Origin of the sequence: Massilia phyllostachyos (assembly GCF_021044825.1) — a bacterium.
Taxonomy (GTDB): domain Bacteria; phylum Pseudomonadota; class Gammaproteobacteria; order Burkholderiales; family Burkholderiaceae_D; genus Telluria; species Telluria phyllostachyos.
Map to the genome: position 1 here is coordinate 84,651 of NZ_JAJNOC010000010.1, position 23,602 is coordinate 108,252.

A 23,602-nucleotide genomic window follows, 5' to 3' on the forward strand; every position below is an offset into this window, starting at 1 on the left:
GGCGCCATGCAAGACGGGTGCCCACTTCGGTGGGCATTTTTTTTATATCAAAGGACAAACGATGACCGGATCGAAGGCGACAGTGGAACAGGGCATCCGCACGGCCGGCGTTGGCCGCTTCCAGTACCGCCTGTTCGCGATCTTCGGGCTGGTCTGGATGGCCGACGCCATGCAGGTGCTGTCGATCGGCTTCAGCGCGCCCTCGATCGCGGCCACCTTCGGCATTCCGTTGCCGCAGGCGCTGCAGAGCGGCACCTGGTTCTTCGTCGGCATGCTGCTCGGCGCCTTCGCCTTCGGGCGCCTGGCGGACCGCATCGGGCGCCGGCCGGTCTTGATGATGGCGGTGGTGCTCGACGCCTGCTTCGGCGTGGCGTCCAGCTTCGCGCCCGATTTCACCTGGCTGCTGGCGTTGCGCTTCCTCACCGGCGTCGGCGTGGGCGGCACGCTGCCAGTCGACTACACCATGATGGCCGAGTTCCTGCCGAGCGACCGGCGCGGGCGCTGGCTGGTGCTGCTCGAATCGTTCTGGGCGGTCGGCACCATCCTGCTGGCGCTGCTGGCCCTGGCGGCGGTGGCCTGGGGCGACGACGCCTGGCGCATCATCTTTTTCGTGACCGGCCTGCCGGCGCTGGTCGGCGTGGTGTTGCGGCTGTACGTGCCGGAGTCGCCCATGTACCTGAACCGCAGCGGCAAAGGCGCGCAGGCGCGCGCGGTGCTCGAGCGGGTGGCGCGCACCAACGGAAGCACGGCACCGATTCCGGAGCTGGCCCCGGACCGCGCGGACAAGCCGCGCCTGGCCGCGCTATTCGCGGGGGCGCTGCGGCGCCGGAGCGTCTGCCTGCTCCTGGCGTGGATGCTGATCTCGATCGCCTACTACGGCGTCTTCGTCTACCTGCCGGTGCGGCTGAGCGCCCAGGGCTTCGGCTTCATGCGCGGCCAGGAATTCCTGGTCGCGCTGGCGCTGGTCCAGCTGCCGGGTTTCGCCCTGTCCGCCTATGGAGTGGAGCGCTGGGGCAGGAAGCCCACGCTGATCGGCTTCCTCCTGCTGAGCGGCGCCGGCTGCATGTGCTACAGCCTGGGCAGCTCGACCGCGCTGGTGGTCGGCTCGACCCTGCTCATGAGTTTCGCGCTGCTCGGCACCTGGGGCGCCCTGTATGCCTTTACGCCCGAGGTCTATCCGACCGGCCTGCGCGCCAGCGGCATGGGCATGGCGGGCGCGGTGGCGCGCATCGGCGGCCTGTTCGCGCCCAGCATCGTGGCGCCGGTGATGGCGACCCACTTCACGCGGGCCCTCGCGATGCTGGCCGCCTGCCTGGTGCTGGGCGCCGTCGCGATCCGCTACGTGGACGTGGAATCGCGCAATCGCGCTTTGGAGTAAAGTGGCCGAAATCCCGGAAGCAAGGCACAATCCCGGGCTTCATATCCACTCATGCTCTTCGTCATGTCAGAATCCGCTACCTTGCCGCTCGCGCGGCGCATCGACATCAACCTCAAGCCGCTCGGCGTGTCGCTGCTGCTCATCCTGATGGGCGCCGTGTTCCTGATGCAGGCCGCCAGCGCCAAGCTGGCGGCGCTGTTCGTGGTCGGCGCGCTGCTCGGCATCTCGCTCTACCACGCGGCCTTCGGCTTCACCTCGGCCTGGCGCGTCTTCATCGCCGACGGCCGCGGCGCCGGCCTGCGCGCCCAGATGTTCATGCTGGCGATCGGGGTGCTGCTGTTCTTCCCGGTGCTGGCGAACGGCACCCTGTTCGGCAATCCGGTCAGCGGCCTGGTGTCGCCGGCCGGCACCTCCGTCGTCGTCGGCGCCTTCATGTTCGGCATCGGCATGCAACTCGGCGGCGGCTGCGCTTCCGGCACGCTGTACACGGTGGGCGGCGGCAGCACGCGCATGGTCGTCACGCTGCTCTTCTTCATCGCCGGCTCGCTGATCGCGACCGCCCACATGCCTTACTGGAGCGCGCTGCCGCAGCTGGCCCCGACCTCGCTGGTGAAGGCGATGGGCCTGGCGCCGGCGCTGCTGCTCAACCTGCTGGTGTTCGCGGCGATCGCGCTGCTGACCATCGCGGTCGAGAAGCGCCGCCACGGCCGCATCGTGACTAACGAAGTACAGCCGAGCGCGGGCTCGCGCTGGCTGCACGGCCCCTGGCCGCTGCTGGCCGGCGCGCTGGCGCTGGTGCTGCTCAACTTCGCGACGCTGGCGCTGGCCGGCCGTCCCTGGGGCGTGACTTCGGCGTTCGCGCTGTGGGGCGCGAAGACCGCGTCCTTCCTGGGGCTGGACGTCGCCGGCTGGACCTACTGGTCGAGCGCCGCCAACGCCGCCGCCCTGCAGGCGCCGGTGTGGAAGGACGTGACCTCGGTGATGGACATCGGCATCGTGCTGGGCGCCATGCTGGCCGCCGCGCTGGCCGGCCGCTACGCGCCGGTGTGGCGCCTGCCGCTGCGCTCCGTGGCGGCGGCCGTGGTCGGCGGCCTGCTGCTCGGCTACGGCGCGCGCCTGGCCTACGGCTGCAATATCGGCGCCTACTTCAGCGGCATCCTGTCGGGCAGCCTGCATGGCTGGCTGTGGCTGGTGGCGGCTTTTGTGGGCAACGTGTTCGGCACCCGCCTGCGCCCGCTGTTCGGGCTCGAGGTCGAGCGCGTGAAGCAGACCGGCTGCTAAGATGGGAAGCACAGGTTTGCGCATTTCCCGGATCCTGCACGCCGGTTACGTGTTCGAGTGCGAGGGCACGCGCATCGCCTTCGACACGATCTTCGAGAATCCCTTCAGCCGCAACTGCCACGCCTTTCCCGATGTGCGCTTCGATGCGGCGGCGATCCGGCGCGAGCGCTTCGCGGCGGTGTTCATCTCGCACTTCCACGACGACCACTGTTCGCTCGAGAGCCTCGACCTCCTGGACCGCGACACGCCGATCTACCTGTATTGCCGGTTCGACGAACTGTTCGCCATGATCCGCCAGCTCGGCTTCACGCGCGTGCATCCGCTGGAGCTGAACGCGCCGGTGCTGGTCGGGCCGTTCGAGGTGATCCCGCGTGAGGCGATGGATGCGGACGTCGATTCGATGTTCCAGGTGAAGGCCGGCGGCATGAATGTGCTGAACGTGGTCGACTCGTGGATCGACGAGGGCACCCTGGCGGAACTGGTCCGGCAGGCGCCGTGGGACATGGTGCTGTGGCCGTTCCAGACCATGCGCGAGATCGAGGTGCTGGCGCCATCGCGCGCGCTGGCGGCGCCACCGAACTTGCCGGAACATTGGATCGACCAGCTGCGCGCGCTCGATCCTCGCTATGTGGTGCCGAGTTCCTGCCAGTTCCAGCAGGAGCCGTGGTCCTGGTACAACCGCGCCTTCTTCCCGATCTCGTATGCGCAGTTCACGCGCGAGGTGAGGGCGGCGCTGCCGCGCGCCCGGGTCGTGCGGCTGGATCCGTCGGTGTCGGTGCTACTCGGCAGCGAAGGGCTGGAGAACGCGCCGCCGTTGGCGTGGGTGCATCCGGTTGGCCCGCAGGATGTGGATTACGTTTATGAGGGCAATGCGGCGCCGCCCTCGACGGCCTCGATCGCGCGCCACTTTGCGCCGCTCACGGCGGAGCAGGACGCGCGTGTGCGCCGTTATTGCAGCGTCGAGCTGCCGGCGAAATATGGGGACGTGGAGGCGGGGTCGGCGTACTTCGACGTTCCCCGGATCTGGCAGCTGACGCTGTACGATCACGACGGCGTGGCGACGTGCTGGCGCTATCGGCTGGATGGGGAAGCGGCGCGCCTCGCCGGCGCGGAGGAAGGTCCGCTCGGCTGGACCACGGAGATCCCGGCGGCCAAGCTGTATGCGGCGCTGGAGCTGGGCGAGTCGCTGACGTCGATGTACATGCGCATCAACGATGCGGTGTTCGATGACGATCACGAGGCGGCGATCGCGGAGGCGGACGTGGTGGATGATCCGCTGATCCGCTGCCTGTTCAGCGACACTTTCGGCGCTTACCAGGCCGCGCAGCTGCGCCGCTTGCGTTGCCCCAAGACCGTCGCACCGGCGCAGGCCGGTGCCTAAGTTCGTTGCGCAGACGGTCCGCATGCAACCTTGGGCACCGGCCTCCGCCGGTGCGACGGTGCTGGCTTCAGCGACCCAGCTGCGGTTCGCCAGGGTTGGATCGTCGTTCAGTGTCAAGCCGTACGACGGCACCAGCTCCGGCAGCTTCGCCTGAGTAGTTAATCGTTTAACTTAGCATTTCCGCATAGTGCTGAAGGCAATAACGACAAACAATTCAACGGCTGGCGACATGCGTCGCGGCCCGTATTCATGAGCTGTTTTCGTAAGGGTATTGCATGTTAGATACCCAATCATACTAGCTCGAAGCTGCACCGAAATCGGCCATGACCACATGCCGATCCAGGAAAGCCTGGAAGGTAAACAGATCGAATGGATGGGAAAGGGCGACGCCCAGTATGCTCGGCAGCCACGGTAGGATGCACCGCTCCAAGTCGGCTAAGCGCTTGTAAAACGTTTAACTAAGCGGTATATTCGCCACGAATGCTGTCAATCATATAAACGATTACAAGCGGCGAGCCGCCCGGCCAGCCGCTGGAGGAGACGAGATGAAGCGGTATTGGCGTGGCCTGATCGGGCCGGGAGCACTTGCGCTCGCGTTCAGCGCCGGCCTGGCGCAGGCGGCGGTGGACAATGTGGCCCAGCGGGTCGAGCAATTGCTGGCCCAGATGACGCTGGAAGAGAAGGTCGGTCAGCTGAACCAGCTGTCCGGCAAGGAGTTCACCGGCCCGGCCACCGACAAGGTGCGCAGCATGGAAGCCGAGATCCGCAGCGGCCACGTCGGCTCCATGCTCAACATCAAGGGTGTGGCCGACACCCGCCGCCTGCAGGCGCTGGCGCTGCAATCGCGCCTCAGGATTCCGCTGCTGTTCGGCCTGGACGTGATCCACGGCTACCAGACGGTGTTCCCGGTGCCGCTGGGCGAGTCGGCGTCGTGGGACCTGGAGGCGATCGAGGAGTCGGCCCGCATCGCGGCGCGCGAGGCCGCGGCATCGGGCATCCACTGGACCTTCGCCCCGATGGTGGACGTCGGGCGCGACCCGCGCTGGGGCCGGGTGATGGAAGGCGCCGGCGAGGACAGCTACCTCGGCGCCCGCATCGCTGAAGCGCGGGTGCGCGGCTTCCAGGGCGCGCGCCTGGGCGGCGTGGAATCGGTGATGGCGACCGCCAAGCACTTCGCGGGCTACGGCGCGTCGGTCGCGGGGCGCGACTACAACGCGGTCGACATGAGCGACCAGCAGCTGCATGAAACCTACCTGCCGCCATTCAAGGCCGCGCTCGACGCCGGCGCCGCCACCTTCATGAACGCCTTCAATACCCTGAACGGGATTCCCGCCACCGGCCACGCCGGACTGCAGCGCGACATCCTGAAGGGCGCCTGGGGCTTCAAGGGCTTCGTGGTCAGCGACTGGGGCTCGGTGCGCGAGATGGTGGTGCACGGCTATGCCGACGACCTGGCCGATGCCGCCGCCAAGGCTCTGAACGCGGGCAGCGACATGGATATGGAGAGCAATGCCTTTTCCTCGTCGCTGGTGGCGCAGGTCAGGGCCGGCAAGGTGGCGCTTGCGCAGGTGGACGACGCGGTGCGCCGCGTGCTGACGAAAAAGTTCGAGCTGGGCCTGTTCGACGACCCCTACCGCTTTTCAAGCGCGGCGCGCGAACAGGCGGCCTTGAGCGACCCGCGCCACGCCCAGGCGGCGCGCAGGGTCGCCGCCAAGTCGATCGTGCTGCTCAAGAACGAGGGCGGCGCGCTGCCCTTGCGGCGCGGCCTGCGCTCGATCGCGGTCGTCGGCCCGCTCGCCGATGCGCGGCGCGACCTCGAGGGCGGCTGGATCGTCAAGTCGAATGCGGACAAGATGGCCAGCCTGGTCGACGCGGTGCGCGAGGCGGCGGGACCGGGCACGCGGGTGAGCTACGCGCCGGGCTGCGACGTGGCCTGCCGCGGCGCGAACGGTTTCGAGGCGGCGCTGCGGGCGGCGCGTGATGCCGACACGGTGGTGCTGGCGGTGGGCGAGAGCTGGGACATGTCGGGCGAAGCCAAGTCGCGCGCCGACATCAAGCTGCCGGGCCGCCAGGACGAACTGTTCGCGGCGCTGCGCGCGATCGGCAAGACGCCGGTGGTGGTCGTGATGGCCGGGCGGCCCCTGATCTTCGAGCGGCTGGCCGAGGAAGCGCCGGCGATCCTGTACGCCTGGTTCCCGGGCAGCGAAGGCGGGCGCGCGGTGGCCGACGTGCTGTTCGGCGACGTCACTCCGTCGGCCAAGCTGCCGATGACCTTCCCGCGCAATATGGGCCAGGTGCCGATCAGCTACCAGCAGTACGAGACCGGCCGCCCGGTGCGCGACGTGAACAACATCGTCTACAAGTCGGCCTATATCGACTCGCCGAACACGCCGCGCTACGCCTTCGGCCATGGCCTCAGTTATACGAGCTTCGGCTACCGCGACCTGCGGCTGTCGTCGAACAGCATGCGGGCGGACGGCAAGATCACCCTGTCGTTCACCTTGGCCAATACCGGCAAGCGGGCCGGCGCGGAGGTGGCGCAGCTCTACCTGCGCGACCCGGTCGCGTCCGTGGTGCGGCCGGTGAAGGAGTTGAAGGGCTTCCAGCGGATCGCGCTGCAGCCGGGGGAACAGCGGCAGGTAAGCTTCACGATCGACCGCGAGACGCTGTCCTTCTTCGACCGCAAGCTGGCCTGGACCGCGGAGCCGGGCAAGTTCGAGCTGATGGTTGGGAGCGCCTCGGACGATATCCGGCTGCGGCAGACGATCGAACTCGCCCCTTGAGCGGAGCGGCTTGCGGATACCGAGCACTGCGTATATGATTCGTATATGATCTATATATGGAGTGGGGAATGGGTATCGTGAACATCGACGACGAGGTGCACGACCAGCTGCGCAAGGCGAGCATCGTGTCGTGCCGCTCGATCAATGCGCAGGCGGCGTTCTGGATCAAGATCGGCATGCTGTGCGAGATGAATCCGACCCAGAGCTTCAACGAGATCGTCTCGCGCGAGTTGCGGGCTGCGGGCATCGTCCCACAGGCGGTGAGGGCGCCCTCATGACCAAGCAGCCGCAGGAAATCGCCCTGATGGCGGACTCCGGCCGGCTGCTGGCCAGCGTGTTCGCGCAACTCGACCGCCTGGAGCTGGCGGGCATGTCGACCATGGCGGTGAACGACCTGGTCGAGCGCTTCATCGTCGACGAGCTGAAGGCGCGGCCGGCCAGCAAGGGGCAGTACGGCTATGCCTACGCCCTGAATTCCTCGCGCAACCAGGTGGTGTGCCATGGCGTGCCGTCCGAGGCCGAGATCCTGCAGCGCGGCGACATCGTCAACTTCGACATCACGCTGGAGAAGAACGGCTATATCGCGGATTCCAGCAAGACCTATATGGTGGGGGCGGTGCCGGCGCCGGCCAAGCGCCTGGTGCAGGTGACCTACGAGGCCATGTGGAAGGGCATCAAGGCCGTGCGTCCCGGCGCGCGGCTGGGCGACGTCGGGCATGCGATCGAACGGCATGCGCGGCGCCACGGCTATTCGGTGGTGCGCGACTTCTGCGGCCACGGCATCGGCCGCGAAATGCACGAGCCGCCCCAGGTGCTGCACGTCGGGCGGCCGAACACCGGGCTGGTGCTGCGCGAAGGGATGGTGTTCACCATCGAGCCGATGCTGAACCAGGGCCGGCACGCGGTGCGCACTGAGGACGATGGATGGACGGTGGTGACGGTGGATGGGCTGCTGTCGGCGCAGTTCGAGCATACGGTCGCCGTGACGCGCAGCGGGTTCAAGGTGCTGACCTTGCGCGACGGCGAGCGGATGCCGAACTAGCCCGGCGTCATTCTGCCGCTGGCGCGGACGCGCGTCCAACTCACGGATGGGTTGTGGCTGCATATGCCACGACCGAACTCGACATTGCGTGGACCTGTAGATGCGTTGTGGCTACGCATGCACTGCTTGAACGCGCGTACGGCAAAGCCGTACATCCTACATCAACATGGAGCCGCCTTTCGTGGCCCGGTGCGTGCTTTATCTAGCGGCCATCGTCCTCTTCACGCGGGCCATACCCGCGCGCGACCGGCAGGTGCCAGTCGTAGCGGATCGCAGCAAGCCGCAGCACGAAGCACAGCGCCGCCCCGGCGCAGGCCGTGGGCGCGGTCGGCAGCGCCAGGGCGTCGCCCAGCACCACCACCACGCCGCCGGCCAGGGCCGCCACTGCATACACGTCCGAGCGCATCACGGCCGGCACTTCCGACAGCAGCACGTCGCGCGCGACCCCGCCGCCGATGCCGGTCAGCATGCCCAGCAGGGCGGCCATTTCCGGCTCCAGTCCGAACACGAGCGCCTTCTGGGCGCCGGCCACGCAGAACAGCGCCAGGCCGGCGGCGTCGAACACCAGCACCGGTCTGCGCAGGCGCTGCACGGTCGGGTGCCAGAAGAAGATCGTCAATCCGGCCGCCAGCGACACCACCAGGTAGCGCCAGTCGCTGATCGCCGCCGGCGGCGTGGCGCCGATCAGGAGGTCGCGCACGATGCCGCCCGAGTTGGCGGCGACGAAAGACAGCACCAGCACGCCGAACAGGTCGAGCCGGCGGCGCACGCCGGCCGCGGCGCCGCTCAGGGCGAACACGAAGGTGCCGATCAGGTCGAGCGTCAGCACCAGCGTCTTCATGGCGGCGCCCATGTCGAGCGAAAGAACAGCGAACAAGATAACTCCGGGAATGAACTGTGGCCACGCAGGTGACGCGGCCAAACCCGGCAGTATAGGTCTTTACGCTAGCCGCCGCCAGCGCTGTCCGCTTGCAATTCGTCGAGCCAGTCGAAGATCGCCGGCCAGATCCGCGCATGCGCGCTGGCGCCGACCAGCACGCCGACGTGCTGCAGGTTGACGCCGATGTCGCCGCCGTAGCGCAGCAGCAGTTTGTGCGCGCTGGCGGCGGCTTCGTGGAAGGGCACCACGGCGTCCCAGGGGATGACCCGGCTGCGCGGATCGACCACGCTGGCCAGCGGCGCCGTCAAGCTGGCCGGGCCGATGCGCCGGCCGCCGATGTCCAGGCGACCGCCCATGAATGCATCTTCGCGGTAGAGCGATTCGACGATGTCGGTGAACAGGCGGCCGGGCAGGGCGAATTCGTCGTGGGTCCAGCGCTCGACTCGCATGTGGGTCGCGATGGCGTGCGGATTGCCGAGCGAGAGGTAGCGGTCGGTCATGCGTTCCCATTGGAAGGCCTGGGGCTCGGCCATTGCGCTCATCAGGTTGAGGAAGACGCCCGGCACCCGGCCGAAGGCGGCGGCCAGCGGCCCGGCGTGCGGGAGCGCGCGCACCAGCGGGCGGAAGCAGCAGGATCCTTCCTCGAAGTGCTGGGGCGACTCGAGCAGGATGGTGGCGCGCACCCGCTCCGGATGCAGGCAGCTGTAGATGGCGGCCAGGATGCCGCCGAGCGAATGGCCGGCGACAATGACCCGCCCTGCGCCGCTGTCCGCGGCGATGGCACCCTGGCAGGCGGCCAGGAGACGGTCGCCGTAATCGTCGAGGCCGAAGTCTTCGCCATCGTCTTCCACGGGCGTCCACTCGGCCAGGTAGACCCGGTAGCCGCGCGCCAGCCAGCGCCGCACCACGCTGACCTCGGGCGCCAGGTCCCAGATGTAGGAGCGCTTGATGGGGGCGGGGACCAGCAGCAGCGCTGCTCCTTCCGTATGCTCGGGTTCGTAGCGGCGCAGGTTCAGTCCGGGTTCGCTGTGCAGGACGGTGAAGGGTGTTTCCTTCGGGCCGTAGCCGGCGCGGTCGAGCAGTTTGCCGCGCGCCTGGCGCGAGCGGTCCATGTTTTTCAGGAGTGTGGCGCCGAAGGCGGCGAATGGGTGCGGGACGATTGGTGCGGCGGGAACGATGGGCGCGTGCATGGCAATCTCGTCAGGGTCGGAACCGAGACTGTACGCCAGCTGCGCGTGCGTGCCAAACGTGCGAGGATGGAATCGGGCCCGGGTTTGCGCTGGGTTGACCTGGCCCGCGTGGTCAATTTCCAAGGGACTTTTACCGTTTGTTTTACCGCCTGCTGGCCGACGCAGTGCTGCTTGCGCACCTGGCCTTCATCCTGTTCGTCGTGTTCGGCGCGCTGCTGGTGCTGCGCCGGCGGCGGCTGATGCCGCTGCACTTGTTGGCGGTGGCGTGGGGAATCGGGATCGAGTTGCTGGGGGCGGTGTGTCCGTTGACGTATGCCGAGAACCGGATGCGGCTGCTGGCGGGCGATGCCGGGTACAGCGGCGGATTCGTCGAGCACTATGTGGTGGCGCTGATTTATCCGGGGGAGCTGACGCGCGGTATGCAGCTCGGCCTTGCGGCCGGGGTGCTGCTGGTGAATGCAGGACTGTATGGCTGGATGCTGCGACGCCGTTTTCCGTAGAGGGTGTGAAAAAACCGCCAGGGCAGGGCGCGCCGTCGAAGACAGTACACTTGTACGGCGAGACGGCGCAACGCAGCCATGGCGGAATTTTTCACACCCTCGTAGGGTGGGCGGAGGACCGCCCACCCTACAAAAGCAAAAGTGCGCGGTGTGTTACTCGACCCAGGCGAAGCCATCGCGCGCCAGCAGCGCGAACGACTCCGCCGGACCCCAGGAACCCGCCGCATACGGATGCGGCTTCTCGCCCAGCGTCCCCCAGCCCTCGATGATCGGATCCGCCCAGGCCCAGGCCGCTTCCAACTCGTCGCGGCGCATGAAGTGGGTCAGGCGGCCGCGCACCACATCGATCAGCAGGCGCTCGTAGGCTTCGGCGCGGCGCTGTTGGAATGCCGATTGCAGGTCGAGGTTCAGCGCCACCTGCTGCATCTGCATGCCGCTGCCCGGCTGCTTGGCCATCAGCTGCAGCTTGATCGCTTCTTCCGGCTGCAGTTCGATCACCAGGCGGTTGGCGACGCCGCCCGGCTGGTCGGGGAACAGGGGGAAAGGCGGGTTGGCGAATTCGATCACGATCTTCGAGGAACGGCGCGCCATGCGCTTGCCGGTGCGCAGGTAGAACGGGACCTTGGACCAGCGCCAGGTATCAACGTGGGCGCGCAGGGCGACGAAGGTTTCGGTCTTGCTGTCCTGCGGAACGTTCTTCTCTTCCAGGTAGCCGGGCACTTCGTGGTTCGCGCTGGCGCCGTGGACATACTGCCCGCGCACCGTGTCGCGTGCGATGTCGGCGAGGCCGAAGCGGCGCAGCGAGCGGATCACCTTCAGTTTCTCGTCGCGCACCGCATCCGGCGACAGCGAGGTCGGCGGTTCCATGGCGACGATGCACAGCAGCTGCAGTAAGTGGTTCTGCACCATGTCGCGCATCGCGCCGGTGCCGTCGTAGAAGCCGGCGCGGCTGCCGACGCCGACTTCCTCGGCCACCGTGATCTGCACGCTCGAGATGTTCGGGGCGCGCCACAGCGGTTCCAGGATCGAGTTACCGAAGCGCAGCACCATCAGGTTCTGCACGGTTTCCTTGCCCAGGTAGTGGTCGATGCGGTAGATCTGCGATTCGGCGAAGTGCTTGCCGACCGCCTCGTTGATCTCGATCGCGGAATCGAGGTCGTGTCCGAGCGGCTTTTCCAGCACCACGCGCGCGTTGGCGTCGACCAGGTTCGATGCCGCCAGCTTGTCGCAGATGGTGGTGAACAGGGCCGGCGCGGTCGACAGGTAGAACACGCGCTGGTGGCCGGGCTGTGAGGCGCGGGCCAGGGCGCTGAAGTCGGGGGCGGCCTGGACATCCAGGCGCACGTACTCGAGCAGCGCCAGGAAACCGTCCCAGGTCTTCTCGTTGAAGTTGGCGCTGGCGATGAAGGAGCGCGAGTGCTCTTCGACGTGGGCGAGGTAGGCCTTGCGGTCGAAATCCTGGCGGCCGGTCGAGATGATGCGGGTCGCGGCGGGCAGGTTGCCGTGCAGGTAGGCCATGTACAGCGCGGGCAGCAGCTTGCGCATGGCCAGGTCGCCCATGCCGCCGAAGATGATCATGTCGAGGGGAAGACCGGTGTCGGTGTCTGTCGAAGAAGTCATGTTGTTGGCCAAATTAGTGTTAACGAAGTTCTGTGCTGCCGGCACGTGAGTGCGCAGCGCGGGATGGGTGCACCGCTGCACTGTGTCTACGGTAGCAGAATGACAGCAACTGCGCTCGCGGCGTCCCGGCTTGTGGCCGGCAGGGGTGGCCCGGATGGGGCTGACACGCGCGCTGGGTTGCATAGCTTACATGCTGGGCAACAATTAGGAAATGACAATTTATGGATGAGTGGGGGCGATGGCCGCTGAGGTCGAGTCTGTTCAGCGGCTGGTTGGACGCGCGGTCGGCGCATATGCCACGTGCTGACCGTCGTCCCAAGTAGGGCCGACCACCCTGCGGCGAAAGCAAATAATATTTGCATGGCAGGATCCACACAGAAATATCGTTTGCATCGTAGGGTGGGCGGCTGGGCCGGACGATGCGATAGGCTGTGTTCGCGTTAGTTATGTATTCGCAGCCGCCTTCACTGAACTTGTCGTACCGCAGCACATAGCCACTGCGCTGGTGTACGCAACACTTGCGCATCCAGTAATCGCTGCCACCCGGAATAGTTCGCCAGGTAGCGGCTGGCCACGCCCTTGAAGCGCACCAGCCAGTTCTTGAAGCGGCTGTGCCAGCCATTCACGTTCTGGATGTGGATCGCACCGCGTGCGCGCCGGCCCGCCCGCACGTTGACGGATTCGTGCATGATTCCGGCGCCAAGGGCAAACCGGACGTAAGCCGCAGCGCCATCGCTGATGAGCAGCCCGTCGCCGGGCAGCACCGGCTGCAGGCAGTTATGTAATTGCGCAGCGGTCACTGGACCACGTCCGGTGTGAAAATCCAGCGTCATGCCGATGCGGTCACGCGCCACCAGCAGGCAATCGTGCTCGCGGTTGATGCCGCGCCGCCGGGCGGCGCCACCACGCTTGCGCGGCGGGCGCGACAAGGTGCGCGAACCCTTCTGCGATTCGAGGCGGTAGGTTTCGTCGGCCTCTATGATTCCCGTCAATGCTGCGGGCCGGTGCCGGGCGGCCCCCGGCGCGAATCGGTGGCGCCAGCGAAAACTTGTCGTGCGATGCACGCCGGTAACGAGCGCCGCGTCGCGTACGGTGCGTGATTCCAGCAAGCACTTGATATAAGGCAGCCAGCACTCGCGCTTGCGCAGCCGGGCCAACGGCGTGCCGGTCAGCGCATTGAAGGAGCGGCGACAACCCAGGCAGCGATAACGCTGCAGGCCGCTGGCGAAGCCGGAGCGGTGCAAGCGCGCGCAAGCACAATGCGGACAGGGCCGGCCTGCCGCGGCCGCTTCGATGAGCGCGAGGCACTCGGCCGGGTCGCGGATGCTGTCGAGCCAGTCGCGCAGCCGGGCCAGATCAGTGCTGGACAATGGCGCGGCCGTCAAGAGGGCTAGCAATTCGTCGAAGCTCGGGCTTTGCATCGTCACTCCAGATGAGTTAACTCGACGATGCGTAAGACTTCGGCAACGCGATTTGGTTCACCCAACGATCGCGAACACAGCCATGTGATACGTGGCAGGCAGTAGCGCCGCCCACGCGGTCAGCCGGTCGAGGCAGGCGAGCGGATTGCAGCACCGTGTTTTGACCGCGTCGGCGGCGCCAACATGGCGACCGTTCGAAGCGCCAGGTGGAGCCGCCCACCCTACGCATGGGCTTGTCATTTGCACGCAGGCGCGCCATGCGGAATATCGTTTCCCTTATACTCGCCGCATCCAAACTGCCGAGCCCGCCATGCGTCTTCCCCTCCGCGCCGCCATCCTGACGCTCACCCTGCTCGCCGCGGGCTGCTCGCACGTCAATCCCTACTACGACGCCGCCAGGCCACATCACCGGCCGGAGGGTTTCGCCAACAATTACCCATCGAACCCGGCATACTTCCGCCCGCCACAGGGTTTCTTCGCCGGTTGGGCCGCGCGCATCCGCAACTGGACCGACGACGGCAGTTCGCGCCTGCCGCTGGCGCCGATCCCGACCGTGAAGCCGGACCTGGCCTTCATCCACGCCAACACGACCGAACCGGCCCTGACCTGGATCGGCCACGCGAGCTTCCTGTTCCAGACCGGCACCGGCGTCAACATCCTGCTCGATCCGGTGTTCGACGAGCGCGCCTCGCCGCTGGCGTTCGCCGGTCCCAAGCGCCACCAGCCGCCGGGCCTGGCGCTGACCGAGCTGCCGCGCATCGACGCCGTCCTGATCAGCCATTCGCACTACGATCACCTGTCGGTCGACTCGCTGCGCGCGCTTTACAAGCAGTCCGGCGGCCCGCCGACCTTCTACGTGCCGCTCGGGATCGACCTGTGGCTGGAGCGGAACGTCACCGGCGGCAAGCGTGACAACATCGTGCGCCTCGACTGGTGGGACAAGGCAAGCTTCCGCGGCCTCGACCTGCACCTGCTGCCCGTGCACCACTGGTCCGCGCGCACGCCCTGGGACCGCAACGCGACCCTGTGGGGCGCATGGGCGGTCACGCGGCCCGGCTTCAATTTCTTCTTCTCCGGCGACCTTGGCTATTCGAAGGACATCGGCGACATCGCCGCCCGCTTCGACGGCTTCGACCTGGCCGCGATCGGCATCGGCGCCTACCAGCCGGTCTGGTACCGCAACTCCCACGTCAGCCCGGACGAGGCGGTGCGCATCCACCGCGAACTGCGGGTGAAGCACAGCGTCGGCATGCACTGGGGCACCTTCCCGATGGGGCAGGAGCGCATCGACCAGGGCCCGCGCGACCTGGCCGCCGCACGCCAGGCCCAGGGCGTGCCGGAGGACGCCTTCTTCGTGCTGAAGCACGGCGAGACCTGGCGCCCGCGGGCTGCCGGCAAGGCGCTTGACGCAAGACTTGACGCTAAGCCTTGACCGCGCGCTTGTTGGCCTGGCTGATGGTCCAGGCATAGATCGTGCGGCCGTCGACCTCGGCGGTCTGCTCGGGCGGCCACTCCGGCCCCATGTCGAAGGCGTGCGAGACCACCCGGGTGCCGACCTTCAGCTGCTGCCACAGGCGCGGGCGCAGCTTCGCGTTCACCGTCGGCAGCAGGTACAGGGTGACGACGCTGGCCGGCGAGACGTCGGTCTCGAACAGGTCGCCGACCCGGAAGGTGGTGCGCTCCATCACCCCGGCCTTCTTCGCGTTTTCCTTCGCTTCGGCAATGCGCACCGGGTTCAGGTCGATGCCGGTGCCGCGCGCGCCGTGCACCTTGGCTGCGGTGACGACGATGCGTCCGTCCCCGCAGCCGAGGTCGTACAGCACGTCGTTCTTGCCGACCCGGCCCATCGACAGCATGCGGTCGACCACTTCCTGCGGCGTCGGGACATAGGGCACGTCGAGACGCGCGGGCTCGGCCTCCTGGGCCAGCAGGGCGCGCGCGGGGACGATGGACAGGCCGGCCGTGGCGGCGGCGGACAGCAGCAGGGTACGGCGGCGTGGATCGGTGTGCATGCTCGTGCTCCTTCAGGTGGGATGGCTTGTCGGAAAGCGCGTGAGGCCTAGGCTTCGGCCTCGCGGCGCAGGAACAGCAGCAGCAGCGTCCCGCTCGCCAGGACGGCGACGCCGATCCAGGCGGCGTTCAGCCCGCCGAGTGACTGGCTGGTCACGTAGGACAGGCTGGACCACAGCATCCAGGCGCAGCTGCAGGAGAACAGCAGGGGAAGCAGGGGATACAGGGGGACGCGGAAGGGCCGCGGCAGATGCGGTTCGCGCCGGCGCAGCACGAACAGCGAGACGCCGCTGAGCAGGAAGAACAGCCAGAACACCGGCGCCGTGAACTCGACCATGGCCTTGAAGCCGCTGCCGAAGGCGGTGCCGATGGCGACCAGCGCCAGCGCCGCCGCGCACTGGATGCCCATCGCCACCGCCGGCGTGCCGCGCTCGCCGTTCCACTGGCCGAGGCGCTCCAGGCGCCCCCAGTCGCGCCCCATCGCATAGCCGGTACGGGCGCCGACGATCATGGTGGCGTTGATCGAGGTCAGGGCGGAAATCGCCACCAGCACCGAGATCACCCGCTCGCCCGGGGCGCCGAATGCCATGCCCATCACGTCCGCCGCCAGCGCCTCGGAACTGGCCATGCGCTGCATGCCGAGCGTCTGCAGGCAGGCCCAGGTGACCATCAGGTAGAGCAGGGTGATGATCAGGATCGACAAGGTCAGCGCCCGCACCATGCCGGGCGCGCCGCCTCGCAGCTCGGCGCTGATATAGGCGGCCTCGTTCCAGCCGCCGTAGGTCAGCAGCACGAACACCATCGCCATGCCGAAGGAGACCGGCGCCACCGCCGCGCCCGGAGCCGGCGCGGCCGCCGGTTCGGTGAAGAAGGCCGCGGCCACCGCCAGCAGGATCAGCCCGCCGATCTCCGCCAGGGTCAGCCACATTTGCGCGCCGGCCCCGGTGCGCAGGCCGCGCAGGTTGAGCAGCGACAGGATCACGATGATCGCCGCGGCGTAGCTCGGTGCGCCCCAGCCGGGCGGCAGCATGGTCAATGGCGCGGCCTGCTGCATGTAGTCGCCGAACACGAAGGCGAGCAGGGCGATCGAGCCGGTGGTGATCACGGCAAAGCGGGCCCAGCCGAAGAGGAAGGCGGTGCCGCGGCCGTAGGCGCGGTGCAGGAAGTGATAGTCGCCGCCGGGGTGCGGATAGGCGGTGGTGAGTTCGGCATAGCACAGCGCGCCGACCAGGGAGATGAGGCCGCCCAGTACCCACATGCCGAACATCCAGTCGGCGCTGCCGGACAGGCCGGCGACGATCGAGGGCGACTTGAAGATGCCGGCGCCGATGACGACCCCGACAATGAGGGCGATGGCCTGGCGCAGGCCGAGCAGGCGGCGCGGGGCGCTGTCGTCGCTCGCTGGCAGGAGACGTTCCACATCGGTACGTGCACTGGGGGGACGCATGACGCCGATCACATAGAAGGTGGGAACCTTTGCCGGCATGGAGCGCACCGGCCCGTGAACATCGGGTGCAAGGCCGAGTCTGTACATACGATAGCCCTGCGGCGACCGATTATAGGCAAGCGCCCGGGGGCGTGGCGCGCGGCTGAAACTGCGTGCGATGTGGTGCCAATGGGCTATGTAAGGGTGAAACGCTAGCCCAGCAGGAAAGGCAGCGCCCGAGCCAGCAAGGCATCCGGCGCCTCTTCCGGAATGTAATGGCCACAGGGCAGCGGCTCGCCCTCGACCCTCGATGCGAGCCGGCGCCACTCCCGCATGGGATCGAAGCAGCGCGCCACCACGCCGTCCGCACCCCACAGCACCAGCAGCGGCGTGTCGAGCAGGCGCCCGCTGTCGCGATCGACCCGGTCGTGTTCCAGGTCGATCCCGGCCGCCGCCCGATAGTCCTCGCAGATGCCGCGCGCCGTGCCCGGCAGCGCCAGGCAGCGCGCATATTCCGCCAGCGCGCGCGGGTCGAACGGCGCCAGTCCCGCGCTGCGCCGGCCCATCACGTCACGCACATAGGCCTGCGGATCGGCCTCGATCAGGCGTTCGGGCAGCGGCGCCGGCTGGACCAGGAAGAACCAGTGCCAGTAGGCGCGCGCGAACGCCTCGCCGGTCTGCTCGTACATGGCGAGCGTGGGCGCGATGTCGAGCAGTACCGCCCGTTCCACGGCTTGCGGATGATCGGCCAGCAGCCGGTGCGCAACGCGCGCGCCGCGGTCGTGCGCCATCACGGCGAAGCGTCCGAAGCCCAGGTGCGCCATCACGCTCTCCATGTCGGCGGCCATCGCGCGCTTGCTGTAGTTGGCATGCCCCGGCTCGGCCGGCGGCTTGGACGAGTCGCCGTAGCCGCGCAGGTCGCAGGCCACCACGGTGAAGCGCTCCGCCAGGCGCGGCGCCACCTTGTGCCAGATGGCGTGGGTCTGCGGATGACCGTGCAGCAGCAGGAGCGGCGGCCCGGAGCCGCCGGTCACGCCGGCGATCGTCGCGCCATCCGTGTCGATCGTGAAGTGCTGGAAGACGGGAAACAGCGAGTCGTCCATAAACAGGTTCATCGAATAGGAAAGCGCCAGTGTAGCAGTCCCCGACAGCTCATCCTTACAGCAGCCTGACGCACGCAACCCTGTTGTAAAGACGCTAGACAAAGAATTTCCGAATTGACATCGTTTGTAGTGCGCAGCAGTATCGATTTGCGCCACCTTCCCAGCCGACCACAAGGAACCCATGATGCAGAAACACGCTAGCGTTACTGAAAAAACGGTGCTTGCCCTGGCCATCGCCTCGCTCTTTACCGGCGCCCACGCGCAGGAGACAGCAAGCGAGCCGGGCGCCGCCTCCACGGTGGTCATCACCGGCACCCGCGTCGCCAACCGTACCGCCCTCGACACCGCGGCCCCGGTCGATATCGTATCAAGCGAGACCCTGAAAAACGCCGGCACCACCGAGATGACCCAGGCGCTGTCGATCGCGCTGCCCTCGCTGAACTTCCCGCGCCCGGCCATCACCGACGGCACCGACACCATCCGTCCCGCCACCCTGCGCGGCATGGCGCCCGACCAGACCCTGGTGCTGGTGAACTCGAAGCGCCGCCATACCTCGTCGCTGGTCAACGTCAACGGCTCGATCGGGCGCGGCTCGGCGGCGGTGGACATGAACACCATCCCGACCGCGATCGTGAAAAGCGTCGAGGTGCTGCGCGACGGCGCCGCCGCCCAATACGGGTCGGACGCGATCTCCGGCGTCGTGAACCTGCGCCTGCGCACCGACCGCAGCGGCGGCGAAGCCAGCGTCACCTACGGCGCGCGCAAGACCGAATACGAGCTGTGGAACGACGCCGCGCCCGCCGGCGCCACCTGGACCGCGCCGGCCAAGCGCAAGCGCACCGACGGCCAGACCGGCACCATCAGCCTGTGGCAGGGCATGCCGCTGGGCGGGGACGGTTTCCTGACGCTGGCCGCCGAATACCGCAAGCAGGAGCGCACCGAACGCAGCGGCTACGACATGCGCCAGCAATACCCGCGTCTGGCCAATGGCGCCTTCGATCCACGCGAACTCACCATCAACCGTTTCAACGCCTGGTACGGCGAGCCGGAACTGGAGCAGGTGACGCTGTTCGCCAACGCCGGCATCAACCTGAGCGGCGGCGCCAAGCTGTATGGCTGGATGAGCGGCCAGAACCGCTTCGCGCGCTCCGGCGGCTTCTTCCGCCCCGCGCAGGACGTGCGCAACATCCAGTCGATCTACCCGGACGGTTTCCTCCCCATCATCGCGCCGACCGTGAATGATTTCGCGGCCACCGGCGGCGTCACCTGGACTGCAGGCAGCTGGGACATGGACGCCTCGCTCGGCTACGGCAAAAATCGCATGGCCTACGATATCGAGAACACCCTGAACCGCTCGATCGGCCCCACCAGCAAGACCGAGTTCTATGCCGGCGGCTATGCCTACGACCAGCTGGTGGCCAACCTGACCGGCGTGCGCACGGTGGACGTCGCCGCCTTCTCGTCGCCGCTGAACATCGCGGTCGGCGCCGAAGCGCGGCGCGAAGGCTATGAATTGTTCGCCGGCGAACCCGATTCCTGGCGCGCCGGTCCGGTGATCCTGCCGAGCGGCGTTCCGGCTGCCCCGGGCGCCCAGGTGTTCCCGGGCTTCCGGCCCTCGAACGAGGTCGACGCCCACCGCAGCGCGATCGGCGCCTTCGTCGACCTGGAAGCCAACATCACGCCGCAGTTGCTGGCCTCGGTCGCGGTGCGCGGCGAACACTACACCGACTTCGGCAACAGTCTGGCCGGCAAACTGTCCGGGCGCTACGACTTCAGCAAGTCCTTCGCCTTGCGCGGCGCGATCCAGAACGGTTTCCGCGCGCCGTCCCCGCAACAGCAGAACTTCACCGCCACCGCGACCAACTTCATCAACGGCGTGCCCTTCGAGATCACCACCTTCCGCCCGACCGACCGGGTCGCGGTGGCGCTCGGCGCCAAGCCGCTCGAGGCCGAGGAATCGGTGAATGCGTCGATCGGCGCGGTGCTGCGCTTCGCTCCCTTCAGCATCACGATCGACGCCTACCGCATCGACATCGACGACCGCATCGTCCTGTCCGAAAATCTCACCCAGACCAATGTGTTCAACTACATCGTCTCGCAGGGCATCACGGGAGTGGGCGGCGGGCGCTTCTTCATCAACGGCGTCGACACCCGCACCGAGGGCGTGGACGTGGTGGTGAGCTGGCCGATGAAGACGGCCCAAGCGGGAAATTTTGACTTCACGCTGGCGGCCAACGTCACCGACACCAAGGTGACCCGGACGCCGACCACCGCGCAGTTGGCCGCGCTCAACCCCGCGCCGACGCTGTTCGGGCGCCTGAACGTGCTGTCGCTGGAAAAAGGCCAGCCCGAGAACAAGCTCAGCGCGAACGTGAACTGGAAGCTGGGACAGTGGGGCGCGACCTTGCGCGCGACGCGCTACGGCAAGGTGCTGTCGCCGGGCACCACGGAGGCGCTCGACTTCTGGATGGGGGCGAAGACGGTGGTGGACCTGGAGGCGCGCTTCGCGCTGACGCCGAAAGCGACCCTGGCGCTGGGCGCGGACAATCTGTTCGACCAGTATCCGGGAACCCAGCCGCCGGCGCTCAACACGACGGGGAACACGCCCTTCGCCAACTATGCCCCGTTCGGGCGGGGCGGGCGCTTCATCTACGCCCGGATGAACTACGGCTTCTGACGGCAACGGTGGCCGGCATGCCGGCCACCTTCATTGACACTCAATCCGCTTTCATGACGCCGCTCAGGTCGGCGCCCGCGCCGGCGCTCAGCAGCCAGCCCATGAACAGCATGAACACCAGGAACATGCAGAACAGCGTCGTCAGGCGACCGGCTTCCGGCTCGCGGTCGAAGATCGGCCTGCGGCCGTAGTTCACGCCGACGAAATAAGCGCCATAGACGGTCGCCAGGTAGTGCACGGCGCCGAACAGTTCGCCCAGTTCGCCCTTGCGCGGGTGGTCGATCAGCACGTGCGACAGCGCGACCAGCACCAGGTAGGGCACCGAGGCGACCAGGGGCGGCAGGTAGAGGCCGAGCGACTCGACCCAGCGTGCTACAGCCGGCTTCACGCGCGCGACCAGCGGCAGGATCAGGTTGTGGGTGATGCCGGCGATGAAGATCAGCTTGAGCAGCACGTTCTTGTGCAGGCTGCCCGAACCGACCGCCAGGTTGTGCAGGTTGGTCTCGCCCTGGCGGTTATTCTGCAGGAAGAATTCGGAGGACTGGACGTTCAGGATGCGCTGGAACCAGCTGATCTCTTCCAGCGCGGCCAGCGCGCACAGCAGGCTCAGGCCGCCGAGCGCCAGCAGTTCGAGCTTGCCCGCGCCGCCCGCCTTGATGCGCTGGACGAAGGTGTAGCCGATCATGCCCGAGATGGCGGTGAAGCAGAGGAATTGCGACCACTCGACGATGCCGTCCTCGACCAGCAGGCGCGACAGCTCATGGGGATTGCCCGACCAGACAACGGCCAGCGCCAGCACGAACACATTGATGGCGATCCCGGTGGCGATGGCGGGATGCAGAAACGGCTTCTTGTTACTCAAAACTACTCCTTGATGGGTGAATACGGATCGATGCCGGCCGCCTGCAGGGCTGGTTCGGGCGTGCGTGCCGGCGCCTCGGCCGGCGCATGCGTGCGCATGGCGCGCAGCAGGCGGCGCACGGCGGCGACCAGGAGGGTGGCGATGGCCCAGGCCCACAGCAGCGGATCGAGCACCGCGTCCCACAGGTTCCCGCTCGGCAGGCGCGCCAGCGAGAACAGGGTGACGGCGCCGAGCAGGGCGGCGGCCTGTTCGCGCTGGCGGTCCTGCACGATCGCGGCCGCGCAGGCGATGGCTGCGAGCACCGCCACCAGCGGCGCGCCGTTGGGGCCGAAGCCGGCATAGTACCAGCCGCGCGTCAGCAGGCCGAAGGCGTCGAGGTACAGCACCGCCCCGGTGACGGCGAGGACGGCCGCCGCGGGAACCGGCAGCAGCGCGCCGTCGGCGCGGTGGGTACCGCGCCAGCGCCGCAGCAGGCCGGCCACGCTCAGGCCGAGCAGCAGGCCGCTCGGATACTGGAAGGCAAGGGCCAGGTGCCAGGCGCCGGAGGCCGCGCCCGGCAGCGCCATCAGGACGCTGGAGGCCCCGACGATCGCCCCGAGAGCCCGGCGCGACAGGCGCCAGGCGGACGGCCAGGCGCTCGCGACCAGGGCCGCCAGGACCACGGCCCAGGCCAGGCGTCCGTACAGGAATTGCCAGGAAAGTTCAGGCAGGACCATCAGATGTGCTCCCCAATCTGGATGCGGTAGCGATGATGGGCGATCGCCTGGCGCTGGTAGGTATAGGTGACGTGCAGCTCGTTGCCGACCTGTTGCATGGTCGGGTAGGAGAACTCGTCGCCGGCGCTGCCGCTGGCGACGTCGGCGACGGTGCGCCAGGTACGGCCGTCCTGCGAGATCGACAGGCGCAGGGTGCTGCGCGAGGAGCCTCCCTCGACCGCGTCGTTGTGCAGCATCAGGAAGTCGCCGTTGGCCAGGCGCAGCGCGGCCACCGAGGTGCTTTCGTTGTGCAGGCTGAGGGGCGGCAGGTCTTCCCAGTTGGCGCCGCCGTCGCGGCTCAGCGCATGCTGGACGCGCCGTTCGTCGCTGGCATCGCGCATCCAGGCGCGGATCTCGGTGCGCGAGACCGGCACGATGGCCGGCTGCAAGGTGGTGGTGCGGGCGCCGATGCGGCCGGCCCAGGTCGGCTCGCCGTCGGCGTCGAAGGACATCAGCATCGGGTACTTGATGCCCAGTTCAAAATATAGGGGCAGCCACCAGCCGCCGTCGGTCAGGCCCACCGCCGAAGTGCGCACCAGGGTGCTGGTGTTGAACATCGGCGAAGCCGGCAGCACGCGGCGCACCGTGAAATCCATGCCTTCGCCCTCGGGCGCCGGCAGGATGCGGCGTCCTTTCGGCGGCTGACCGGCCTCGTCGTTCGAGACCATGTGCACCACGCGCGAGGCGGCCCAGCCGCCCAGGCCGGTGGCCACCACGAACAGGTGGATGCGGCCGTCGCGCGCGGTCCAGGCGACCGGGTTGCCGATGCGGCGCACGCCGAAGCCGAGCGCCTTGCCGAGCGACTCCCGGCTCGCCACGGTCCAGGGCTGGCCCCACTTGCCGTTGCTCCAGCGCGAAGCGTAGACCTTGACGTCGGGCCCGCTCTCGCGGCTGCCGGCCCACCAGAACGCGACCATGCGGTCGCCCGGCAGGGAGGCGAGGGCGCTGGCGTGGGCGGAGGGGACGTTCTGCGGCATCGGCACCATCGAGCGCGACAGCTCGGACAGCGTCACCGTGCCCGGCACGATGGTGTCGATCGAGGCGGGCGTGGCGGCGGCGCGCGCGGCGCGGCTCCAGCGGCTTGCTTCGGCAGCGACGACCGCCAATACGATGGCGGCGCAGGCAAAGACGGTGCGGCGCGCTGCTGCGCCACGCTCTAGCGGGGATCGCTCCATTGACATCCTGGACGGGTTCCGGCGGCGGCCTGGAAACCGGCGTTCGTAAATTATGGTGACGACGGTGGAGCCGCCCGATCGGCGCGGCATCGTGCCGCTTTCAGGGGCTGACCGTCTT

General features: G+C 67.9%; 19 protein-coding genes. 9 read left to right on the forward strand and 10 right to left on the reverse strand.

Annotation, left to right across the window (positions count from 1 at the left end):
• Positions 1-61: 61 nt before the first annotated feature.
• The 6 genes from LQ564_RS22290 (at position 62) to map (ending at position 7,865) form a co-directional block, all read left to right on the forward strand.
• Positions 62-1,378 carry an MFS transporter gene (locus LQ564_RS22290; RefSeq protein WP_231060310.1) on the forward strand — a complete coding sequence of 439 codons (1,317 nt, stop codon included), beginning with the start codon at positions 62-64 and terminating at the stop codon, positions 1,376-1,378.
• 63 nt (positions 1,379-1,441) lie between these two features.
• The gene (locus tag LQ564_RS22295) at positions 1,442-2,659 is read left to right on the forward strand and encodes a YeeE/YedE family protein (protein WP_231060311.1); all 1,218 of its coding nucleotides are present in this window, start codon (positions 1,442-1,444) and stop codon (positions 2,657-2,659) included.
• A 16-nt stretch (positions 2,660-2,675) separates the two neighbouring features.
• Positions 2,676-4,040, forward strand: a complete 1,365-nt coding sequence (locus LQ564_RS22300) for an MBL fold metallo-hydrolase (protein ID WP_231060312.1) — start codon at positions 2,676-2,678, stop codon at positions 4,038-4,040.
• A gap of 545 nt (positions 4,041-4,585) precedes the next feature.
• A complete protein-coding gene (bglX, locus tag LQ564_RS22305; protein ID WP_231060313.1) occupies positions 4,586-6,823 on the forward strand; it encodes a beta-glucosidase BglX in 2,238 nt (745 codons plus the stop codon).
• A 68-nt stretch (positions 6,824-6,891) separates the two neighbouring features.
• Positions 6,892-7,101 (forward strand): ParD-like family protein, encoded by a 210-nt coding sequence (locus LQ564_RS22310; RefSeq protein ID WP_231060314.1) that lies wholly within the window; start codon positions 6,892-6,894, stop codon positions 7,099-7,101.
• The gene (gene map / locus LQ564_RS22315) at positions 7,098-7,865 is read left to right on the forward strand and encodes a type I methionyl aminopeptidase (RefSeq protein WP_231060315.1); all 768 of its coding nucleotides are present in this window, start codon (positions 7,098-7,100) and stop codon (positions 7,863-7,865) included. The genes LQ564_RS22310 and map overlap by 4 nt, the downstream gene beginning before the upstream one ends.
• A 202-nt stretch (positions 7,866-8,067) precedes the next feature.
• On the opposite strand, the gene LQ564_RS22320 is transcribed toward map, so the two are convergent.
• Complete coding sequence (locus tag LQ564_RS22320) at positions 8,068-8,742, reverse strand: trimeric intracellular cation channel family protein (RefSeq protein WP_231060316.1); 675 nt, start codon at positions 8,740-8,742, stop codon at positions 8,068-8,070.
• 68 nt (positions 8,743-8,810) lie between these two features.
• Positions 8,811-9,935, reverse strand: a complete 1,125-nt coding sequence (locus tag LQ564_RS22325; protein ID WP_231060317.1) for an alpha/beta fold hydrolase — start codon at positions 9,933-9,935, stop codon at positions 8,811-8,813.
• Positions 9,936-10,072: 137 nt separating this feature from the next.
• Between LQ564_RS22325 and LQ564_RS22330 the strand changes: the two genes are divergently transcribed.
• Positions 10,073-10,435 carry a DUF2784 domain-containing protein gene (locus LQ564_RS22330; protein ID WP_231060318.1) on the forward strand — a complete coding sequence of 121 codons (363 nt, stop codon included), beginning with the start codon at positions 10,073-10,075 and terminating at the stop codon, positions 10,433-10,435.
• Between the two features lie 153 nt (positions 10,436-10,588).
• Here LQ564_RS22330 and zwf read toward each other — a convergent pair whose 3' ends face one another.
• Together zwf and LQ564_RS22340 are read right to left on the reverse strand one after the other, a co-directional pair.
• Entirely contained in the window at positions 10,589-12,055 is a 1,467-nt protein-coding gene (gene zwf / locus LQ564_RS22335) for a glucose-6-phosphate dehydrogenase (RefSeq protein ID WP_231060319.1), read from the reverse strand.
• A gap of 464 nt (positions 12,056-12,519) precedes the next feature.
• Positions 12,520-13,476: an IS1595 family transposase gene (locus tag LQ564_RS22340; protein ID WP_231060320.1), complete on the reverse strand. Its 957-nt coding sequence runs from the start codon at positions 13,474-13,476 to the stop codon at positions 12,520-12,522.
• Between the two features lie 310 nt (positions 13,477-13,786).
• On the opposite strand from LQ564_RS22340, the gene LQ564_RS22345 reads away from it, so the two are divergent.
• Positions 13,787-14,908: an MBL fold metallo-hydrolase gene (locus LQ564_RS22345; protein ID WP_231060321.1), complete on the forward strand. Its 1,122-nt coding sequence runs from the start codon at positions 13,787-13,789 to the stop codon at positions 14,906-14,908.
• Here the strand turns inward: LQ564_RS22345 and LQ564_RS22350 are convergent.
• From LQ564_RS22350 to LQ564_RS22360, 3 genes are all read right to left on the reverse strand, one after another.
• Positions 14,898-15,488, reverse strand: a complete 591-nt coding sequence (locus LQ564_RS22350; RefSeq protein ID WP_231060322.1) for an SAM-dependent methyltransferase — start codon at positions 15,486-15,488, stop codon at positions 14,898-14,900. The two genes, LQ564_RS22345 and LQ564_RS22350, sit on opposite strands and share 11 nt — an antisense overlap.
• 47 nt (positions 15,489-15,535) lie before the next feature.
• Positions 15,536-16,972, reverse strand: coding sequence for an APC family permease (locus LQ564_RS22355; RefSeq protein WP_231060323.1), 1,437 nt, complete (start codon positions 16,970-16,972; stop codon positions 15,536-15,538).
• 152 nt (positions 16,973-17,124) lie between these two features.
• On the reverse strand, positions 17,125-18,027 hold the full coding sequence (locus LQ564_RS22360) for an alpha/beta fold hydrolase (protein WP_231060324.1): 903 nt from the start codon (positions 18,025-18,027) through the stop codon (positions 17,125-17,127).
• A gap of 169 nt (positions 18,028-18,196) precedes the next feature.
• On the opposite strand from LQ564_RS22360, the gene LQ564_RS22365 reads away from it, so the two are divergent.
• On the forward strand, positions 18,197-20,692 hold the full coding sequence (locus tag LQ564_RS22365) for a TonB-dependent receptor plug domain-containing protein (RefSeq protein WP_231060325.1): 2,496 nt from the start codon (positions 18,197-18,199) through the stop codon (positions 20,690-20,692).
• Between the two features lie 40 nt (positions 20,693-20,732).
• Here LQ564_RS22365 and LQ564_RS22370 read toward each other — a convergent pair whose 3' ends face one another.
• Genes LQ564_RS22370 through LQ564_RS22380 form a run of 3 tightly spaced genes read right to left on the reverse strand, consistent with a single transcriptional unit; the run spans position 20,733 to position 23,484 of the window.
• Positions 20,733-21,554, reverse strand: coding sequence for a hypothetical protein (locus LQ564_RS22370; protein WP_231060326.1), 822 nt, complete (start codon positions 21,552-21,554; stop codon positions 20,733-20,735).
• Positions 21,555-21,556: 2 nt separating this feature from the next.
• Positions 21,557-22,270 (reverse strand): hypothetical protein, encoded by a 714-nt coding sequence (locus LQ564_RS22375; RefSeq protein WP_231060327.1) that lies wholly within the window; start codon positions 22,268-22,270, stop codon positions 21,557-21,559.
• Positions 22,270-23,484 (reverse strand): exo-alpha-sialidase, encoded by a 1,215-nt coding sequence (locus LQ564_RS22380; protein ID WP_231060328.1) that lies wholly within the window; start codon positions 23,482-23,484, stop codon positions 22,270-22,272. The genes LQ564_RS22375 and LQ564_RS22380 overlap by 1 nt, the downstream gene beginning before the upstream one ends.
• Between the last annotated feature and the right edge of the window lie 118 nt (positions 23,485-23,602).

What these genes read in the sequence shown, in the direction of transcription:
- LQ564_RS22290 (WP_231060310.1), top strand. Translation starts at nt 62, where the DNA reads ATGACCGGATCGAAGGCGACAGTGGAACAGGGCATCCGCACGGCCGGC.
- LQ564_RS22295 (WP_231060311.1), top strand. Translation starts at nt 1,442, where the DNA reads ATGTCAGAATCCGCTACCTTGCCGCTCGCGCGGCGCATCGACATCAAC.
- bglX (WP_231060313.1), top strand. Translation starts at nt 4,586, where the DNA reads ATGAAGCGGTATTGGCGTGGCCTGATCGGGCCGGGAGCACTTGCGCTC.
- LQ564_RS22310 (WP_231060314.1), top strand. Translation starts at nt 6,892, where the DNA reads ATGGGTATCGTGAACATCGACGACGAGGTGCACGACCAGCTGCGCAAG.
- map (WP_231060315.1), top strand. Translation starts at nt 7,098, where the DNA reads ATGACCAAGCAGCCGCAGGAAATCGCCCTGATGGCGGACTCCGGCCGG.
- LQ564_RS22325 (WP_231060317.1), bottom strand. Translation starts at nt 9,935, where the DNA reads ATGCACGCGCCCATCGTTCCCGCCGCACCAATCGTCCCGCACCCATTC.
- zwf (WP_231060319.1), bottom strand. Translation starts at nt 12,055, where the DNA reads ATGACTTCTTCGACAGACACCGACACCGGTCTTCCCCTCGACATGATC.
- LQ564_RS22340 (WP_231060320.1), bottom strand. Translation starts at nt 13,476, where the DNA reads ATGCAAAGCCCGAGCTTCGACGAATTGCTAGCCCTCTTGACGGCCGCG.
- LQ564_RS22345 (WP_231060321.1), top strand. Translation starts at nt 13,787, where the DNA reads ATGCGTCTTCCCCTCCGCGCCGCCATCCTGACGCTCACCCTGCTCGCC.
- LQ564_RS22350 (WP_231060322.1), bottom strand. Translation starts at nt 15,488, where the DNA reads ATGCACACCGATCCACGCCGCCGTACCCTGCTGCTGTCCGCCGCCGCC.
- LQ564_RS22355 (WP_231060323.1), bottom strand. Translation starts at nt 16,972, where the DNA reads ATGCCGGCAAAGGTTCCCACCTTCTATGTGATCGGCGTCATGCGTCCC.
- LQ564_RS22360 (WP_231060324.1), bottom strand. Translation starts at nt 18,027, where the DNA reads ATGAACCTGTTTATGGACGACTCGCTGTTTCCCGTCTTCCAGCACTTC.
- LQ564_RS22365 (WP_231060325.1), top strand. Translation starts at nt 18,197, where the DNA reads ATGATGCAGAAACACGCTAGCGTTACTGAAAAAACGGTGCTTGCCCTG.
- LQ564_RS22375 (WP_231060327.1), bottom strand. Translation starts at nt 22,270, where the DNA reads ATGGTCCTGCCTGAACTTTCCTGGCAATTCCTGTACGGACGCCTGGCC.
- LQ564_RS22380 (WP_231060328.1), bottom strand. Translation starts at nt 23,484, where the DNA reads ATGGAGCGATCCCCGCTAGAGCGTGGCGCAGCAGCGCGCCGCACCGTC.